20 protein-coding genes are annotated in these 15264 nt (G+C 40.4%); 8 read left to right on the top strand and 12 right to left on the bottom strand.

From position 1 onward, the window contains the following. The first annotated feature begins 51 nt into the window (after nucleotides 1-51). The 3 genes from AOR04_RS16970 (at nucleotide 52) to AOR04_RS16960 (ending at nucleotide 2838) form a co-directional block, all read left to right on the top strand. Entirely contained in the window at nucleotides 52-900 is an 849-nt protein-coding gene (locus AOR04_RS16970) for an MBL fold metallo-hydrolase (RefSeq protein WP_096793973.1), read from the top strand. Nucleotides 901-988: 88 nt separating this feature from the next. Continuing rightward, entirely contained in the window at nucleotides 989-2521 is a 1533-nt protein-coding gene (locus AOR04_RS16965; RefSeq protein ID WP_096793972.1) for a bifunctional GNAT family N-acetyltransferase/carbon-nitrogen hydrolase family protein, read from the top strand. Then, entirely contained in the window at nucleotides 2521-2838 is a 318-nt protein-coding gene (locus AOR04_RS16960; RefSeq protein WP_007377319.1) for a DMT family transporter, read from the top strand. The genes AOR04_RS16965 and AOR04_RS16960 overlap by 1 nt, the downstream gene beginning before the upstream one ends. A gap of 67 nt (nucleotides 2839-2905) precedes the next feature. On the opposite strand, the gene AOR04_RS16955 is transcribed toward AOR04_RS16960, so the two are convergent. Further along, the gene (locus AOR04_RS16955; RefSeq protein ID WP_373462530.1) at nucleotides 2906-3784 is read right to left on the bottom strand and encodes an EamA family transporter; all 879 of its coding nucleotides are present in this window, start codon (nucleotides 3782-3784) and stop codon (nucleotides 2906-2908) included. 244 nt (nucleotides 3785-4028) lie between these two features. Here AOR04_RS16955 and AOR04_RS16950 point away from each other — a divergent pair, with 244 nt between their 5' ends. Continuing rightward, a complete protein-coding gene (locus AOR04_RS16950; protein WP_007377321.1) occupies nucleotides 4029-4412 on the top strand; it encodes an MAPEG family protein in 384 nt (127 codons plus the stop codon). A gap of 74 nt (nucleotides 4413-4486) precedes the next feature. On the opposite strand, the gene AOR04_RS16945 is transcribed toward AOR04_RS16950, so the two are convergent. The 3 genes from AOR04_RS16945 to AOR04_RS16935 all read right to left on the bottom strand — a co-directional run bounded on the left by AOR04_RS16945 (nucleotide 4487) and on the right by AOR04_RS16935 (nucleotide 6873). Beyond that, nucleotides 4487-5695: a M56 family metallopeptidase gene (locus AOR04_RS16945; RefSeq protein ID WP_096793970.1), complete on the bottom strand. Its 1209-nt coding sequence runs from the start codon at nucleotides 5693-5695 to the stop codon at nucleotides 4487-4489. 9 nt (nucleotides 5696-5704) lie between these two features. Next, on the bottom strand, nucleotides 5705-6079 hold the full coding sequence (locus AOR04_RS16940; RefSeq protein WP_007377323.1) for a BlaI/MecI/CopY family transcriptional regulator: 375 nt from the start codon (nucleotides 6077-6079) through the stop codon (nucleotides 5705-5707). Between the two features lie 101 nt (nucleotides 6080-6180). Continuing rightward, complete coding sequence (locus AOR04_RS16935; RefSeq protein ID WP_096793969.1) at nucleotides 6181-6873, bottom strand: pseudouridine synthase; 693 nt, start codon at nucleotides 6871-6873, stop codon at nucleotides 6181-6183. 90 nt (nucleotides 6874-6963) lie between these two features. Between AOR04_RS16935 and AOR04_RS16930 the strand changes: the two genes are divergently transcribed. Both AOR04_RS16930 and AOR04_RS16925 read left to right on the top strand, forming a co-directional pair. Then, nucleotides 6964-7269, top strand: coding sequence for a DUF6482 family protein (locus AOR04_RS16930; protein WP_007377325.1), 306 nt, complete (start codon nucleotides 6964-6966; stop codon nucleotides 7267-7269). 306 nt (nucleotides 7270-7575) lie between these two features. Further along, on the top strand, nucleotides 7576-7983 hold the full coding sequence (locus AOR04_RS16925) for a GNAT family N-acetyltransferase (RefSeq protein WP_008136147.1): 408 nt from the start codon (nucleotides 7576-7578) through the stop codon (nucleotides 7981-7983). 10 nt (nucleotides 7984-7993) lie between these two features. On the opposite strand, the gene AOR04_RS16920 is transcribed toward AOR04_RS16925, so the two are convergent. The 8 genes from AOR04_RS16920 to lptM all read right to left on the bottom strand — a co-directional run bounded on the left by AOR04_RS16920 (nucleotide 7994) and on the right by lptM (nucleotide 14114). Beyond that, on the bottom strand, nucleotides 7994-8350 hold the full coding sequence (locus AOR04_RS16920; protein WP_096793968.1) for a HopJ type III effector protein: 357 nt from the start codon (nucleotides 8348-8350) through the stop codon (nucleotides 7994-7996). Nucleotides 8351-8371: 21 nt separating this feature from the next. Beyond that, complete coding sequence (locus AOR04_RS16915; protein ID WP_096793967.1) at nucleotides 8372-9475, bottom strand: retroviral-like aspartic protease family protein; 1104 nt, start codon at nucleotides 9473-9475, stop codon at nucleotides 8372-8374. 28 nt (nucleotides 9476-9503) lie between these two features. Further along, complete coding sequence (locus tag AOR04_RS16910; RefSeq protein WP_096793966.1) at nucleotides 9504-10211, bottom strand: HAD-IA family hydrolase; 708 nt, start codon at nucleotides 10209-10211, stop codon at nucleotides 9504-9506. Nucleotides 10212-10221: 10 nt separating this feature from the next. Next, nucleotides 10222-11166, bottom strand: coding sequence for a tyrosine recombinase XerC (locus tag AOR04_RS16905; protein WP_096793965.1), 945 nt, complete (start codon nucleotides 11164-11166; stop codon nucleotides 10222-10224). Further along, entirely contained in the window at nucleotides 11163-11774 is a 612-nt protein-coding gene (locus AOR04_RS16900; RefSeq protein ID WP_096793964.1) for a DUF484 family protein, read from the bottom strand. The genes AOR04_RS16905 and AOR04_RS16900 overlap by 4 nt, the downstream gene beginning before the upstream one ends. Next, nucleotides 11771-12601, bottom strand: coding sequence for a diaminopimelate epimerase (dapF, locus tag AOR04_RS16895; protein WP_007377332.1), 831 nt, complete (start codon nucleotides 12599-12601; stop codon nucleotides 11771-11773). The genes AOR04_RS16900 and dapF overlap by 4 nt, the downstream gene beginning before the upstream one ends. Before the next feature lie 64 nt (nucleotides 12602-12665). Beyond that, complete coding sequence (gene lysA / locus AOR04_RS16890) at nucleotides 12666-13919, bottom strand: diaminopimelate decarboxylase (protein WP_096793963.1); 1254 nt, start codon at nucleotides 13917-13919, stop codon at nucleotides 12666-12668. Next, a complete protein-coding gene (gene lptM, locus AOR04_RS16885) occupies nucleotides 13920-14114 on the bottom strand; it encodes an LPS translocon maturation chaperone LptM (RefSeq protein WP_008136157.1) in 195 nt (64 codons plus the stop codon). A gap of 157 nt (nucleotides 14115-14271) precedes the next feature. On the opposite strand from lptM, the gene cyaY reads away from it, so the two are divergent. Both cyaY and AOR04_RS16875 read left to right on the top strand, forming a co-directional pair. After that, nucleotides 14272-14595, top strand: coding sequence for an iron donor protein CyaY (cyaY, locus tag AOR04_RS16880; protein ID WP_007377335.1), 324 nt, complete (start codon nucleotides 14272-14274; stop codon nucleotides 14593-14595). Continuing rightward, entirely contained in the window at nucleotides 14592-15248 is a 657-nt protein-coding gene (locus AOR04_RS16875; RefSeq protein ID WP_007377336.1) for an alpha/beta hydrolase, read from the top strand. Before cyaY ends, AOR04_RS16875 begins: the two co-directional genes overlap by 4 nt. Nucleotides 15249-15264: the final 16 nt, after the last annotated feature.

Genomic DNA, 15264 nt, shown 5'->3' with positions numbered 1-15264 from the left:
TATAGCTAAACACGTTCTATATAATTACTAATAAAACAACAGAGAACTAAAATGAAAAAAATATTACCCGCATTAATAACAGGTTTATTACTAAGTACAGCAGTGCAAGCAGATGAAGGTCCAGTAACAGCACAAAAATTAAGTGACCATGTATACGTACTATTTGGGCAAGGCGGTAATATTGCAGCAAGTGTAGGCGATGATGGCATATATATTATTGATGATCAGTTTGCCAAGTTATCAGACGACATCAAAAGAACCATTAGCGATTTAAAACCAGGTAGCGCAGAGTTTGTTATTAATACGCACCATCATGGCGATCATACCGGTGGCAACGAGAACTTTGCTAAAGCGGGCGCGCACGTTATAGCGCACGACAACGTACATAAACGCTTAAAAGAAAAGCATGGAGAAGGGTCCGATTTTTTACCCCGCATTAGCTTTGGTCACGATTTAAAACTACATTTTAATAACGAACACGCCCATGTAGTGCATTACGAACATGCACACACCGATGGCGATTCGGTTATCTTTTTTAGTAACGACAACATAGTGCACATGGGCGACATTTACTTTAATTTTGGCAGCTTACCGTTTGTTGATGTAGATAGCGGCGGCAGCGTTGATGGTATTTTAGCGGCAGTAAACGATGTAGTTAATCAAATTGACGACAACACTAAAGTAATACCAGGACACGGCAAGGTAAGTGACCGTTCAGGACTCATAGCGTATGGTAAGCTAGTTCAAAACGCGAAAGACGTAATGCTAAAAGCAATGCAAAATAATGCAAGCTTAGAGCAAGTACTTAAAGCCGATCCATTGGCTGAGCTGAATCTTGAATACGCAGGCTGGTTACCAAAAGAGAAAGTAACCACACTTTTTTATCGTAGCTTAAAGTAGTACGCGTAACGTAAAAAACATGATACAAAGCTGAGTGTACTTTAACGTACATTCGGCTTTTATTTTCTTATGCCCAAAGGAGTTGTGTATGTCGGCAGAAAAAACCCATCTTGAAATTTGTAACTTAACCAGAGAGCAATATCCGCAAATTAAAACCTTGATGGATCAAGCGTATCCCGACTTAGGCGGTGCGTGGCCAAGTCATACCATTTTTAGATTAATAGACCAATTTCCTGAAGGGCAAATAGGTATTGTGGATGACGGCGTGCTGGTGGGCTTAGCATTAAGCGTGCAGGTTGATTACACGCGTTTTTCAAACCCGCATACATACGAAGACATTGCAGACGGTCACGACCGTGTATTTAGCGATACCGACGGCGATGCGCTATACGGCTTAGATGTTGCTATTAGCGAAAGTCACAGAGGCATGCGTTTAGGTCGTCGCCTTTATGATGCCCGTAAAGAATTGTGCCGCCAATATAACTTACGCGCTATTTTAGCCGGTGGGCGCATTCCGCGTTATTACAATCACAGCAGTGAAATGACGCCAATGGAATACATTGCAAAAGTAGATCAAAAAGAATTATACGATCCTATTTTGAGCTTTCAGTTATCTAACGATTTTCAGGTAAAACGCTTACTTAAAAAGTATTTACCGGAGGATCAAGAATCAGTTGGTTACGCCACTTTACTTGAGTGGAATAACATCATGTATGAGCCAACCGACACGGTACTTGAGTCAACTAAATCAATCGTGCGAGTAGGTGCTGTGCAATGGCAAATGCGTTGTGTTGAATCGGTTGAAGAAATGCTAAAGCAGGTTGAATACTTTGTAGATACCGTATCTGACTACAAAAGTGACTTTATACTATTCCCTGAGTTTTTTAATGCGCCACTAATGGGGCTAGGAAATCAAAGTAATCAAACAGAAGCGATTCGCTATTTAGCGGAATACACCGAAACGTTTAAAAACGCGATGTCGCGTATGGCAATAGAATACAACGCCAATATTATTACCGGCTCTATGCCACTTGCCGAAGATGATAAAATTTATAACGTAAGTTACCTATGCCATCGTAGCGGTAAAATAGACGAGCAACGTAAAATACACATAACCCCGCATGAGCAAAACGATTGGGTTATTCAAGGCGGCGATAAAATTGCCGTGTTTGATACCGATGCCGGTCGTGTAGGTATTCAAATTTGTTACGATGTAGAGTTTCCTGAGCTTTCACGCATATTGGCCAAACAAGGGTTAGATATTCTGTTTGTGCCATTTTGGACTGATACTAAAAACAGTTATTTACGTGTGCGCCACTGTGCACAAGCGCGTGCAATAGAAAACGAATGTTATGTGGTTATTGCAGGTTCGGTGGGTAATTTACCAGAGGTAGAAAGTCTTGATGTGCAGTACTCACAATCGGCGGTATTAACGCCATCGGACTTTTCGTTCCCGCACGATGCAACACTTAACGAAGCCACGCCAAACACCGAAATGCTATTATTTAGCGATCTTGATATGGATAAACTTAAAATTCTTCACAGCGAAGGCACGGTGCGTAACTTAAAAGATCGCCGCGAAGATTTATACGAAGTTATTTTGAAAAAGAGAGACGTTTAATGGCGTGGGTGTACTTAATTATTGCTGGGTTACTTGAAATTGGCTGGCCGATAGGTTTAAAAATTTCGCAAAACGATGATACTCGCTGGCAAGGTATAGCAATAGCTGTGGCATTTATGGTCGCTAGTGGCTTTATGTTGTGGCTTGCGCAAAAGCAAATATCAATGGGCACATCATACGCCGTATGGACAGGTATTGGCGCTGCAGGTACGTTTTTGGTGGGGATATTGTTTTATAACGATGCCGCTACATTTGGTCGTATTGCGGGAGTATTAATGATTATTAGTGGTGTGATAACCCTAAAAATCAGCTCTTAGAATCAGTTCTTAAAGCTATAAAAAATTATAACAGCGCAGGTATAAAAGCCTGCGCTTTTTTATGCCCTTAATTCGGCAACATAACCAAAACAGCGGCAATGGCTATGAGGATTAAGCCTGCGGTGTCTTGCTTTTTAAGCGGTTGTTTTAGCCAAAGCACAGCAATTAGCATGGTAAAAAACACTTCAACCTGTCCAAGTGTTTTAACGTAAGCAACGTGCTGTAAGCTCATTGCACTAAACCAGCCAATAGAACCGACACAACTAAAAACACTAATTGCGGCTGTAGTGCCTTTGTATTGCCACAGTTTACTAAGTGTTTGCGGCTCTTTTAATAATAAATAGCCCAGTAGTATTAGTGTTTGTAGGCTAATTACAAACAGCAAAACCCAAGCAGCTGAGTGAGGAAATAGTAATCCTGAGTTTAAGCTCGCTTCACGTACCCACAGCGAGGTAAGTGCAAAGCAAGTACCACAAGCCAGTCCTAGTAATGCTGTTTTAGCATTAAAGTGTTTAACGCTTGTTATGCCGCTGAGTAGCAATACGGCAATAGCGCCAAAAAACACACCAAGCCAACCGAGTAAAGAAAGTGCCGAGCCAAAAAATAATACGCCTAAAATGGCAGCTACTAACGCCTCGCTTTTGGCAAGCCCAGCACCTACGGCGTAATTATTCATTTTAAATAGCTTAACCATTAAACCAGTGGCAAGTATTTGCATCACACTTGCGCCTACAATAAATGCCCAAAAGGCATTATTAAACGTAGGCATGGCGGTATCTTGATATTGATACAAACCATATAAATACACGCCAGCAATAGGGCCTGCGATAATAAAGCGGGAGAGGGTTACGCCAGCAACACTCACATCGTTACTTAATTTACTTTGCAGGGCATTACGCCATGCTTGCATAAAGGCGGCTAAAAAAGTGAAAAATATCCAGGTCATGGTCGTCATCGTTAAAATGTAAGGCAGTAAAGTTAACAAGCTTTTAGAAGTAAAGCGATGCATTAACCGTGATGTTGAATATTCATCATCTGCGACATTATGTCGCACAAGATTGAAGATAAATTTAGTTATAGTAAGCCTGATGTTATTGCTAGCCGCTAGAGTTTGCCATAAAACGCATCTGGCGGCTTTTTTACATTGGTTGTGTTATTTTATCTAATTAACAATAACTCAGAATACCACTATGACTATTTTAATTGTTTGTGCTTTATTGGCTGTATTAATGCCATACATTGCTAGAATCCCTGCCGTAATTGAGTTAAATAAACTCGGCGGATACGATAATAAACATCCTCGACAACAACAAACTCAATTAACCGGTTTGGGAGCACGTGCTTTGGCAGCTCATCAAAATTGCTTTGAGTCGCTAGCTGTTTTTGCGGTCGCGCTTGCGGTAGTTTTAGGTACTAACAATGCAAATGCAGTGACTGAAACCCTTGCCATGACACATATTATTGCACGTGTTTTATTTTGTGTTTTTTATTACTTAAATCTTGATATTATTCGCTCAATTATGTGGTTTATTGGTTTGGGGTCAGCCATTGCCATGATTGTGGTGAGCTTATAACTTTATAGCGTAAAACCACAAAGCAAGCAGCCTAAAAGGGCGCTTGCTTTGTAGTCTTGAAAAATCTAATAAAGTTAGTGCGATACTTTAATTCGCTCTATTAAATCGGTATTAGCAACTTCATTGTTTATTGCAAAATCGAGCTGTACAAGTACGTTTTGATAACCCATTGATGAGGGTTTATATTGCCACTGTCTTAGCGCCTTTTTAGCTTCACGGTCAAATATGGCTTCAGGCTTTGCACTAACAACAGAAACATTAGCGGTTTCACCATTGGGAGTTATATCGTACTTTAATACCACTGAGCCACTGATGCCTTGTTGAGCTGCTTGTTTCGGATAAAGGGGTTCAATACGCATTGTCGGTGAAATGTGATCCTCTTTAGTCATTGCCTCTGGTTGCTTTGCAATCGCCAATCCACTTAGCATACTTGCTGCTACAAGTAATAAGCCACCTTTAGCAAACTTTGAATGTTCTGTGCTGTGTTTTATATTAGTAAGTCGTTGTAACATCGTTTTTTTATCTCCGTAGTGTGAATAAGCCATAAGTCCTGTGGGCGCATTTTCCGCACAGCTTATTAAGGCTTTGCTGTATAAAATGTGTTGTTGTGTGGTTTTATTGGCAAGTACCCGTTCATCACAAGTCAGCTCTTGTAGTCGGCGCATGCTTGCGTAACAAGCCCAAGCTAGTGGGTTAAACCAAAGTAAAATAGTAGGCAGTAATATAAGTGCGTTTGTTAGGTTGTCTTTGCGTTTAATGTGTACGTTTTCGTGCTCTAAAATAAGGGCTAATGTGGCTTTATCGAATTGCGCATTATAGTTACTAGGTAACACCAGTTTACTGTTTAAAATCCCGATCACCATTGGCGTGGCTACATGTTGACTGATGTAAGTTTTAACATCAGCGGTAAGAGTGCCTTCAAATTGGGTTAACTCAGTTAACTGCAGGCTTTTAACAAAACGGGTATGTGTAATAAAACTAGCTATTAATAACCCTGCGGTAATAAGTGCATACATGAGCGCCCAGCTAATACCTACCTCGTTTGTAAAAGGTTGGTTGGGGGTGATTAAGTAGTGACTAATATTACTGTTTTGCAGTGGTTTAATCGCATTTGGTAAATTAGCAATAACCAATGCTGCAGGTAATAGCCATGCTAATTTATATACAAATCGCGAGCCAAGGGCTTTTAAACCAAATCGCTCGAGTAAAATAAATCCACAAAACAAAATACTTAATAGTAGTTGCTGCTCAATCAACCAATTAAAACCAGTTTGAATAACCATGTTAATCCCTTACTTTTGGTTTTTTTCCCAGTCATCTATAACTTTTTTAAGCTCGTTTATATCTTGCTGAGAAAGCTGCTCCGATTTAGCAAAGCCACTTACAAGTGGCGCAATACGCCCACTAAAAAATCGCTCAATAAAGTTTTGGCTTTCTTTTAGGGTGTAGTCGGCGCGCTCCATACAGGGAGTATAAATATATTGGCGACCTTCTTTTTCAAATGTAAGTGCGCCTTTTTTTACTAGTCGACCTAGCAGGGTTTTAATGGTTTTTTCGTGCCATTGCTTATCGTCGCTTAAGCGCTCAATTATTTGGCTCGCGGTGGCGGGGTAGTTAATCCAAAGTGCGTCGAGCACGTCAAACTCTGCTTTTGATAACTCAATCATGCTATTACCTACAAATGTAATCTTTAATTAAAGACTACACCTGTAATCTATAATTGCAAGTTTATTTTTAACTTTTTGAGATGTAGTTAAGTGACTTGGTATTAGATTTTTGAAATGTCGGTTTTATTAATTTGTATATATTGGTTTTCAGGTAGGTTTAGTTTTGAAAGGGTGAGGTCACTAAATTGCGATCTATATAAATCAATAACTTTGTATCCGCAGTAATGCGCCATTTTACGTATTTGCCTGTTTAGCCCTTGTTTTAAAACAATACTAAACTGATTACTGGCTATTTTATTTACTTCACAAGGCAGGGATATGTGTTTATCAACGGGTACGCCTGCTGCCATTTTGCTACAAAAAGCATCGTCTAAAGGCTTATTTACGGTGACTAAATAATGTTTAGGCTGGTGGAAATCAGGATGTATTAGTTGGTTACAAAAATCCCCATCGTTGGTCAAAATAAGCAAACCACGAGAGTCTTTATCTAATCGACCAATAGGGTAAACACGGGTAAGTGTAGGCAAGTGGTGAATAAGGCTGGCAGGGTCATCAATATTTAATTTGCAGTCAATGCCTACCGGCTTGTGATACGCAAAATAAACTAAATCGGCCGCGCCTTTAATTTCTTTTTCGTTCACTATTATCGTGTCTTGCTCGTCAACGTGATCTATATGATTCGCTGGGCGATTATTTACAGTCACAACACCTTCATCAATTAAACGCGATGCTTGTTTACGAGAGCAAATACCTGCATGGGCAATATATTTAGCGAGTCGGATTTTTGTGATCATAACGTGTGACGCCAGCGGCTAATAAAAATTTGATCGCGATTATAGCAAAGCTGCGTATCTATAAGGTTACTTTTAAAAAAGGTGGTTGTTATGGGTATGAAATTCTCAGAATTAAAAAAACATGAGCCATTACAAAAGGTGGTTGCGCATTCTCTTGAAATGGCATTATACCAAGTCTCTGTAATTATAAATAATGTCGAATACTATGTGACAGAGGAAAATGGTGAGTTTATAAAAGCACTAAGTCCACTGCATATTCAAAAGCGTTTTGAAAAAATAGCCTATGCACAAATGATGCTACGCCATACAAGTGCTTACGATGAAATGTGCGGTCAACCCGAAAAAACAGCCAGTAATATGCTTGAAGTCCCATTTGGAAAAAATAATCTGTTTTGATTGAGCTAGTTTGCTAGGGCCTGTTGACCTTTCAGGATTAAAATTTGTTCAATCTAGGGGCTATTTAATCGCGGCGCGAGGTTTGTGACCTAGTGGGCTAAGTAAAAACCGAGCAACAAAGAGTAAATTGCCCCTAGGCAGAACCCTTCGGGCAGCGTATGTTTGGCATTTTTGCTACGTTATCGCCTATTTATGGGAAATAACCACACTACATAGGCTCTGCCTTGCCTAAATACCAAACATACTGCTGCAAATTTAACCTCGAAAGATAAACAGGTCCTAGTATCCGCTTTTTAAGGGCGATAAATGTATCAATTAACAGCAGATAATACTGATGCGTTAAACGTAGCGCTTCGCGCGCAAATGGTTGAATTTAACGCCCAGCATTTTGATGCGCAAAGGCTGCCACTAGGCTATAAATTTACTGATGAGCAAGGCGAGCTTGTTGCCGGTATTAGTGGGTGTGTGTTTGGTAATTGGCTAATGATTAACTGGCTTTGGTGTAGCGATATTGCGCGAGGTAAAGGGCTTGCAGATAAACTGCTAACGGCACTTGAACAAGCTGCTATTGAGCTAGGTGCTACAACTGCTCAGCTTGATACACTTGATTTTCAAGCAAAACCTTTTTACGAAAAGCGCGGTTATAGTGTTAAGTATCAACTTAATAATTACCCACGCTCAGGTACGCGTTACTTTATGGAAAAGCCACTTTAATTTTTGCGGGCTATTTTTCTTTTAGTGGCTCGCCTTCAAAGGTAATACCTAAAAAAGGTGTTGCCTCTGGTGCTAACATGAAAGTGCGAATATTTAGGTGATCATCGCCTTTTGGGTTTTGCAGCACGTCTTCTAGGTAAAACTTACCAAAGCAATCTAACGTATTTTGTTTACTTAAATCGTTTAATTTAGCAAACGCAAAAATTTTACATGAGCCGTTGTTCTCACTCGCAGCGCTAAGTAATCCATGGTTATTAAAGCCACATGCAGTAAAGTCGTAATTTGCTTCAATCACCGCCATTGTATCGGTAAATTGAATGCTTTTTGGGTTTTCAGCAAGTGCTTTTAAATAGTTATTTAGTGTCATGTGTTACCTTTGGATTTTTAATTATTTAGCGCTCAACTCTAGCTCATCTGTTTGCTGATTTATATTGAATTTAAATCGCGATAAAAAGTTCATCCCTAGCAAACCTTGTCCGCGTGTGTTTTCAATGCTCAACACTTCAAAACCATAAATAATTTGCGAGCCCACTTTAAACGATTCAATTTGATAACGTTTTACAACAATTTGACCGTTAGCTGTGTTTACCGTTACATCGCCTAAATATAAAGGTTGTGGCGAAATTTGCTCAATTATACTTGTAGGTAGTGAGGTTACGCTTGCGCCTGTATCAATCATTAGTTCGGTTGATAGATTATTATTTATTTCGGTGTTTATTAAGTAGTGCGCGCCGTAAGGCGTTAAAGCAACGAAGTCGTCTTGCGATTGTACTTTATTGATCATAGCTTGCAGTGTTTGCACTTGGCTTTTCAGATTGTGCTGGTTTGGCATTCGATCGAGGGTTGCTTGTGCGCTAATTAAATCGCCTTGCTGATAGTAGGCATACGCAAGCGGATATAAAAACTGTGCGTTATCGCTTTTATAGTCGAGCCAAATTTGTGTTTGCTCAATAATAGCTTGCCAATTTTGTTGCTCAGTTAATGTGTGTAATTCGTTTTGAGTGAGCGTATTTAAACGTGTATTTACGTTACTTTGCTGATCAGCCGGCAGTAATGAATTAAGCTCAAATAAAGCAATAATGGCATTTTGTGTTTGCTCGCTATTTATTAAATACTCAACCTGTAAATTAAGTAACTCTACGTTATAAGGGTTATTATTTAATAGCGCATTGAGAAATGATTCGCTAAGTAATAAATTGCTATTTAGCCATATTTTAAGCTGTATCAGCCATGATGAATAAAGGTTTATTGCGATTTCTGGATTGCTGCTTTTGAGTTGTTGATAGCTACTAAGTGCGGCTTCAAATTGGTGTTTTTTAAACTGCTGCTTTGCCGTATTTAATAGCGTATTTTGCTGTTTAGGCGATATGCTTTTTTCAGTACCTTGCGTTTTTTGTACTTTGGTTGGCGCGGGCTGCGGCCACAATAAATAAGCGTTAAGGCTAAGTGAGCCAATTAATAACAAGGTAATTGGCTTGGTATAGTGGCTCATTGTGACCTCTTATTTAATGCAATTGGTATTATTTAATAAAGCGCGTTAGGGCATGAATATTGGCTATTTCAATATCAGCTAGCCCTTTATAAGCATAATTGGCGTCTTGATCGTTTAACCATACCGATTGGCAACCGGCATTATTTGCGCCTTGTACGTCGGTATCTAGGCTATCGCCAATGTGTAAAATTTCACTTTTAGCAACGTTTAAGTGCTCGGCGGCTTTATCAAATAAGGTGCTGTGAGGTTTTGCTTTACCGTGCATACCTGCTTGTAATACTAGCTCAAATTTATCGTGTAAGTTAAAGCGTTCAATTTCAACATTACCATTAGTTATAGCAACCAGCGTAAAGTGCTGGGCTAAGTTATCTAGCAGCTTTAGTACGTCATCGGTTACTACTATTTTACTGCGCGCATCGGCAAAGGCGTTGTAGGCAGCATCGGCATGATGCTCTACCTCTTGCTCGTTCAAATCTAGTTTAGAAAGGGCTAAGCGCAATGTATGTTGGCGCCATTTAGTGACGTTATCAGCAAGTTCAGGTAACTGTAATACGGCCTCATTGCGGCATTGTTGCCAGTATTTTGGGCCTTGGGCTAAGTAGCTAGGGAGCGCATTTAAATAATCTTGCTGCGCTTTAACCGCTGCTTTTATAATGGGGTGATTGTTGTAAAGAGTGTCGTCTAAATCAAAGCTCATGACAGAAAATGGCTTAATAGCACGATTAAATCGGATCATTTTTATTTACCTAATCAGTTCGTTTTTTTGCACGAGGGTGAGTGTTGTCGTACACCTTGGCTAAATGTTGAAAATCTAAATGCGTATACACTTGTGTAGCCGACAAACTGCTGTGCCCTAGTAATTCTTGCACGGCGCGTAAATCACCAGATGATTCTAAAATATGTGACGCGAACGAGTGGCGCAGCTTATGCGGGTGAACCTGCGAGCTAATACCTTGTTTTATTCCCCACTCTTGCATACGCAGGCGTACTTGGCGAATCGAAATACGATTTTTTTGGCTACTTAAAAAAACGGCTATTTCATCGGGCTTTGTAAACTGAGGGCGTATTGTGAGCCATTTTTTTAATGCGTCTAACGCTTTTTTACCCACCGGAATTAACCGCTCTTTATTGCCTTTACCACGCACTAAAATTTCGCCATTGGCAGCGCTAATGTCTTGCATGTTAGCGCCAACTAACTCGCTTATACGCAGCCCTGATGAATACATCAACTCCATCATTGCTTTATCTCTAATAGCGAGAGGTTCGTCGTCGGGTATTTCGAGCAAGCGTGCCATTTGATCTACATCGAGGTTTTTAGGTAAAGGCTTTGCAAACTTAGGGCCTTTTATACCCACTGCCGGATTATGGTAATGCGATTGCTCGGCAATGTTTTTTGCTTTTAAAAACTTATACAAACTGCGAATGCAGCTGAGCTTTAAGCTAATAGTACGGCCACTTAATTGTTTTGAACGCAGTGCCATGCTGTAGCGGCGAATATGCTCGCCTTGCACGCCAAACCAGTCATCACATAATTTGTTAAAATAAAGAGCTGCAAAGCTAAGCTGGCTTACGTATTGATTAACTGTGTGCGCTGAATATTGTTTTTCAAACTTTAAATAGTCGCTAAATAGCATTATGGGTGTGCGCCAATTGTCGCTTAATTGGGTAATGTTAGGCGCGTCTTCACTCATGCTAGTTCAAGTAAACGTAGTTGTAATGAACGTACAAAATCGAGAGCAAATAAATTATCTTGTGTGGGCTCAAAATGGTTAGCATTATTGCTACCAAAAGCCAATATGGCAATTGGGTTTACAGCCTCTCCAATTAAGTAAATAGCCGTTGATTGTGTTGTTTCATTAAATAACAACAGGCTTTCTTGTTGATCTATGCGGCCTAAATAATGGCTTGAATTAGTTAGGCGGTGAGCAATCAGTTCATCATAATTTTTGTTGTACTTTAATAATTTACAATTGCTTATTGTTGGGTTTGTGCAAATAATATTTTGTAAGTTACTTGCTAATGTATTGAAGTCGTAGTTACTCCAAAGCTGGCGATGACATTGACTAAATAAGCGATAAACAAACTCGTTTTGAGTAGCGTGTTGGCTCATGGTCTCTATTTGGTTTTTTAAAAGCGTATTATGCTCGCGTAGCTGGCGTTGTTGAATATGTACCAGCGATGTTGCACCTTGAGTTTGCTGCTGCAGTTCAAGTTGGACTAGTAGTTCTGGATGCTGAATTAAAAAATCAGGGTGTTGCTGCAAGTAATCAATAACTTGCTCTTTATTTAGCTCGGTCATAGCGCGACTTGTCCATCGAATACATGCTCTGCTGGGCCTGTCATACGTACTGGGTGACCTTCGCCACTCCAGCGCACTTGCAAACTTCCACCTGGCAAATCGACTTGAACGGTTGTTGATAATTTATTTTGAATATGACCAATAACCATTGCTGCACACGCGCCAGTTCCACACGCTAGGGTTTCGTTAACGCCGCGCTCCCAAACTCTTAATTTAATGTGCTCTTGCGATACAACCTGCATAAAGCCAATGTTCGCTTTTTGCGGAAAGCGTTCATGGTTTTCAAGCAATGGACCCAATATATCAACTTGGGCGGTAGTGATATCGTCAACTTCCAGCACACAATGCGGATTACCCATAGATACCGCGCCACTAAATACCGTGTGCTCTTGCGTTCTAATAATATAAGTAAGCTCACGCTTGCTGGCTTTTAAAGGGATTTTACTTGGCTCAAAGTTAGGGTGACCCATGTTAACCGTTACTTGACCGTCTTTTTCTATGTAGAGCGTTAAGTTGCCCGACTTGGTCGATACACTAATTTTGTGCTTGTTAGTAAGGCCTTTCATACGTACAAAACGGGCAAAACAGCGTGCGCCGTTGCCGCATTGCTCTACTTCGGTACCGTCGGCATTAAAAATTCGATAATGAAAGTCGAGATCGGGAGAGTACGGCGCTTCAACCATCAGTAATTGGTCAAAGCCAATGCCAAAATGGCGATCTGCCAGTTTTTTGATTTGATCTCGCGACAAAAAAACATTTTGTGTAATGTTATCAATCACAACAAAGTCGTTGCCTAAGCCGTGCATTTTGGAAAAATTAACTAACATAGCGCTCTAATTCGGTTTTGCTCTGTGCTAATCATGCCACAGAGCAGCTAGTAGACAAAAACGTTTATGGTAAAACTTTCTCACCTTGATAAAGGCTTTCAATAGTTTCGCGTTCGCGAATAAGATGATGCTGCTGACCATCTACCATTATTTCTGCAACACGCGGGCGCGAGTTGTAGTTTGAGCTCATGGTAAAGCCATATGCCCCCGCACTTCTTTGTGCGAGTAAATCGCCTTGTTTTAGGGCAAGTTCGCGGTCTTTTCCTAAAAAGTCGCCGGTTTCGCACACCGGCCCCACAATATCAAAGTTGTGAGTAGGTGTTTCGTCATCGCGCACGGATACCGGAATAATTTTTTGCCACGCTTGATAAAGCGCAGGGCGAAGCATATCGTTCATACCAGCATCGACAATGGCAAAAAATTTGTCTTGGTTTTGTTTAATAAATTCAACTTGAGTAACTAAAATACCTGCGTTAGCTGCAATAGCGCGCCCTGGTTCAAAAATTAGTTCAAGGTGTTTATAGTTAGCTAAGCGCTCGGTAACTTGCGCTGCATATTCACTTGGGTGCGGTGGTTGCTCGTTGTTGTACGGTACGCCTAAACCGCCACCAATATCTAAATGAGTTAGCTCAATACCGTTAGTTTTTAGCTCATCAATAAGCGCCATTAGTTTATCAAGGGCTTCTAAAAAAGGTCTGACTTGCGTTAATTGAGAGCCAATATGGCAATCGACACCAATTACTTTTAAACCAGGTAAAGCCGCTGCTTGTTGATAAACACTCACTGCTGTTTGAATATCAATACCAAATTTATTCTCTTTTAAACCGGTAGAAATATACGGATGTGTTTTTGCATCTATATCGGGGTTTACGCGAATAGAAATAGGCGCTTCTAGGTTAAGCTCGCAAGCCACTTCAGAAATACGTTCAAGCTCAGAGGCTGATTCAACGTTAAAACATTTAATACTCAGCTTTAATGCGTACGCTATTTCGTCAGACGTTTTAGCCACGCCTGAAAAAACCACTTTAGAGGCGTCGCCACCTGCTTTAATTACACGCGCAAGTTCGCCTTTGGATACAATATCGAAACCCGAACCTAAGCGCGCTAATATATTAAGTACGGCAATATTTGAGTTTGCTTTTACAGCGTAACATACCAGGCTTTTGTGATTTTTAGTGGCGTTAGCAAACGCTAAGTAATGGCGCTCAAATGTAGCACGCGAGTAAACATAACATGGCGTACCGTATTGCTGCGCTATGCTTGCCACATTGACGTCTTCGGCAAATAATTGGTTGTTTTTGTAATTAAAATAATCCATTTATTGCTCCTGACTTTGCTGTGCTTTGGCTTGCTCAGCGGTAGTGGCTGGCTGAGCTGTATTTTGAGGTTGGTTTTGCTCTGTTTGTGGCTCTGGTAAATATAACGGACCGCTTTGTCCGCAGCCAGCTAAGGCGCTTAACAGTACAGTGCTTATTAATAGTTTTTTTAATTGTAAGGTATGTGTCGCTTTCATTAGATTAATACGGTTGCTGGCTTTATAATCGCAGAGTAACAGAATATCTAAAAAATGCAGCTATTCGCGGATGATTTTATTCCTGTTACACTAGCTGCACATTTTTAAAGCTAAAACGTACCCAATATTAGGCGGCTCGCCTGCAAAGGAAATAACAATGACTGAACACGAATATCACCAATTAGCCGAAGCCCTTATGTTCACTATTGAAGAGCAGGTTGATGATTGCGAAGCTGATTTAGACTACGAATCGGCACAAGGTATTTTAGAAATTATTTTTCCTGATAAAAGTAAAATAGTGATCAACAAGCAAGCACCTCTTCATCAAGTGTGGGTTGCAACTAAGTTTAACGGACATCATTTTGAAATGCGTGATGGGTTATGGATTGATAACCGCTCTGGCGCTGAATTTTGGGCATTTATTAATGAAGCGTCAACGCGCCAAGCTGGCCAAGAAGTTAAATGGCAATCAACACTATGAGTTTAGAATTTGTAGAATACCCAGCCCAAGGTGAGCACAAAGCGACCGTTATTTGGTTACATGGCTTAGGCGACTCTGGTGATGGTTTTGCACCAGTAGCACCGCAATTAAACCTACCAAGCGAGCTTGGTATACGGTTTATTTTTCCGCATGCGCCAGTGCAACCGGTCACCATAAATGGTGGTATGGAAATGCGCTCTTGGTACGATATTAAATCTATAGAGTTAGATAAACGCGCTGATGAGCAAGGTGTGAGAGATTCGGCTGCTAAAGTAGAAGAATTAATCAACACAGAAATAGCAAATGGCATTCCTGCTAATAAAATTATTTTAGCTGGTTTTTCTCAAGGTGGTGTTGTGTCGCTGCATTTAGCGCCGCGCTTTGAGCAAAAGCTTGGCGGTGTTATGGCGCTTTCTACTTATATGTGTGTGCCACAAAAATTTGCTGATGAAGCAAAACATACCGATTTAAATGTATTTATGGCGCATGGTAGTCAAGATAATGTTGTACCTTATAGCGCAGGTAAAAGTGCGTTTGAAGTATTAACAGCACATAACATGGATGTAAGCTGGCAAGAATATCCAATGGCTCATCAAGTTTGCGCAGAAGAACTGCAAGCTATTCGCCAATGGTTGGTTGCTCGTTTAAGTTAATTTTGGAATCGCTGAG

Origin of the sequence: Pseudoalteromonas sp. 1_2015MBL_MicDiv, assembly GCF_002407505.1 — a bacterium.
GTDB classification, from domain to species: domain Bacteria; phylum Pseudomonadota; class Gammaproteobacteria; order Enterobacterales; family Alteromonadaceae; genus Pseudoalteromonas; species Pseudoalteromonas fuliginea.
This window is presented reverse-complemented; position numbering and strand designations above follow the sequence as displayed.